Raw genomic sequence first — 2,319 nt, forward strand, 5'->3', positions numbered from 1 at the left:
AAACCGACCAGGAAACCTCCCTCATACAGGCATTCGGAAAATACATCAGCATAACAGGCGACTGGCCGGTTTTGCAGGAAATGATTGGCGGGAAAACCGTTTTGGAAAGAATGAAAGCGTCTGTTGACTACCTGCTAAAGCATCGCTATTCTGAAAAATACCGGTTGCTGACCGGTGCTACCACGCACGACTGGGGAGATGTGCAGATTGAAGGCGGCGCAACGGTTGATGTAGATAGTAACACCCACTGGGCAATAGATGTGTACGATAATGCCATGTTTGTATTAGCATTGAATGAGCTGGTTGCATTTTCAAATAATGCTGTTGAAAAGGAGCAGTGGCATCGGTTAAAACAACTAACGGCAATTAATATACGCAAATACCTTTGGGATAATAAGCAGCACAAGTTTATACCTCATTTATACATTAAAGACTCACCTTTTCCGGCTTCATTTGATGAAAATCGTATCTGGTTTCACGGCGGCACTGCCATTGCAATAGAGGCTGGGCTTTTATCAAAAAAAGAAATCAAGGAAGTAAATAATCAAATGCTGGAAAATGTAACCCAGTCAGGCGCTCCGTCAATTGGTCTTACCCTTTATCCTCCTTATCCGGAAGGCATTTACAAGGGCTCTGACGTTTCTAAGCCATACATCTATCAAAATGGCGGTGACTGGACCTGGTTTGGCGGGCGTATGATACAGCAACTGGTTACCAACGGTTTTGTACAGGAAGCATATAATGAAATACAGCCGATGATTGACCGGGTATTACGCAATAAGAAATTTTATGAGTGGTACAGTGTTGACGGAAAACCCCGGGGAAGCGGTGATTTCAGGGGCAGCGCCGGTGTGCTGGCAAAAGCCATAGTGATGCTGCGCACCTGGGCCGCTGATAATGAATGAGCTGCTTTCAATTTGCTTAAAGATAAATTAATTTATCTTTATAGCTATTGCATGCCATATAATTTATTGAGATGATAAGTATCAGGCCATCTTACCAGGAACTGAATAAAACATACTATTCCGACACCTGCAAGCCACTTGTGGCAGCCTGGAAAAAGGGAAAAGTAACGCTTGAAGCGTGGGCGCGTTCGAATTACCCGGCAACTTACAAAATGGAAAACGGGGTATTACCTTGTGTAAGCAGTGTTGGTTATTGGGATGCTACCTTTCAACAGGATTGGGGGCTGAACTGGCATAGAAATGAGGGGATAGAGATCACCTTTCTTGAAACAGGCACCATGCCATTCTCTCTCGAGAACGATCAGTATATTATTCATCCCAACGAGGTTACCATTACGCGTCCCTGGCAACCGCATAAGCTGGGTGATCCTTATATAGGAATAGGTAAGTTGTATTGGGTTATACTGGATGTAGGAGTACGCTGTCCTCACCAGGAATGGAAGTGGCCGCCCTGGATAACCCTTACAGAAAAAGACCTTAATGAACTTACCGGGATGTTGCGTCAGAACGAACAACCCATCTGGAAAACCAATCAGGAGATCAGGAAGTGCTTTCAAAAAATTGGCAACGTGATTACCTGCGACAGATCGGGAGAGAAAGAATCCTGGATTGCCATTTATATTAATGAGCTGCTGATGCATTTTCTGGAATTTTTCAGGAATGGTCCTTTTCAATGGGACGAGAGTTTAGTGAACAGCAGCAGAACAGTACAGCTCTTTATCAAAGACCTGAGCAACAGCTATTTTGAACCCTGGACACTGGAGCGCATGGCCGAGTATTGTGGCTTGAAGGTTACCCGTTTTGTACATTATTTCAGGGAGTTAACTAATATGACACCTATGAATTATCTCACGCATGTACGGCTGGAAACGGCAGCAGATCTCCTGGTCAGCCAGCATGCCAAGGGGATTAATGAAATTTGTTATGAGTGTGGTTTTACAAGCAGCCAGTATTTTTCAACTGTGTTCAGGAAGCAATACGGGTGTTCTCCCACCGCCTACCGTTTTCTTCATTTAAAAAACTAATTGCTTCTCACCGATCCCCGTTTTGTGCAAATTTCTTCATTGAAATTAATTGAACAGTTATAGTTTTTTTTTGAAATAGTATTGTGTTATCCGAATAACGGGGTTAATACTATACGATATATGGAAACAGCTATCAACAAAAGGCGGCTTTTCAATGCATGTAGCCTTGCCCTCGTTGTTACAGCGCTCACTTTTGCTATCAGGGCAAATCTTATGGGCCCATTAGGCGAAGCGTTCGGGCTCACTCCAAAAGCGATTGGCGAAATAGCTTCCGCGGCATTTTGGGGATTTACGGCCGCTATGCTTGTCGGCGGGCTTCTATGTGATGT

General features: G+C 44.0%; 2 protein-coding genes and 1 pseudogene. All 3 read left to right on the forward strand.

Translation table 11 applies throughout. From position 1 onward, the window contains the following. Positions 1–905: amylo-alpha-1,6-glucosidase (locus PLH26_RS21545; RefSeq protein WP_324588077.1), on the forward strand; the 905-nt coding region annotated here is incomplete at its 5' end. 71 nt (positions 906–976) lie between these two features. After that, a complete protein-coding gene (locus PLH26_RS21550) occupies positions 977–1,990 on the forward strand; it encodes an AraC family transcriptional regulator (RefSeq protein WP_324588078.1) in 1,014 nt (337 codons plus the stop codon). 120 nt (positions 1,991–2,110) lie between these two features. Next, positions 2,111–2,319: pseudogene (locus PLH26_RS21555) on the forward strand (MFS transporter); the annotation flags it as partial.

The sequence above is a fragment of the Agriterribacter sp. genome (genome assembly GCF_035444585.1).
In the GTDB taxonomy this organism is placed as follows: Bacteria; Bacteroidota; Bacteroidia; order Chitinophagales; family Chitinophagaceae; genus Agriterribacter.

Bases quoted from the DNA above. Each gene is read 5' to 3' on its own strand.
- PLH26_RS21550 (WP_324588078.1), top strand. From the start codon at position 977: ATGATAAGTATCAGGCCATCTTACCAGGAACTGAATAAAACATACTAT.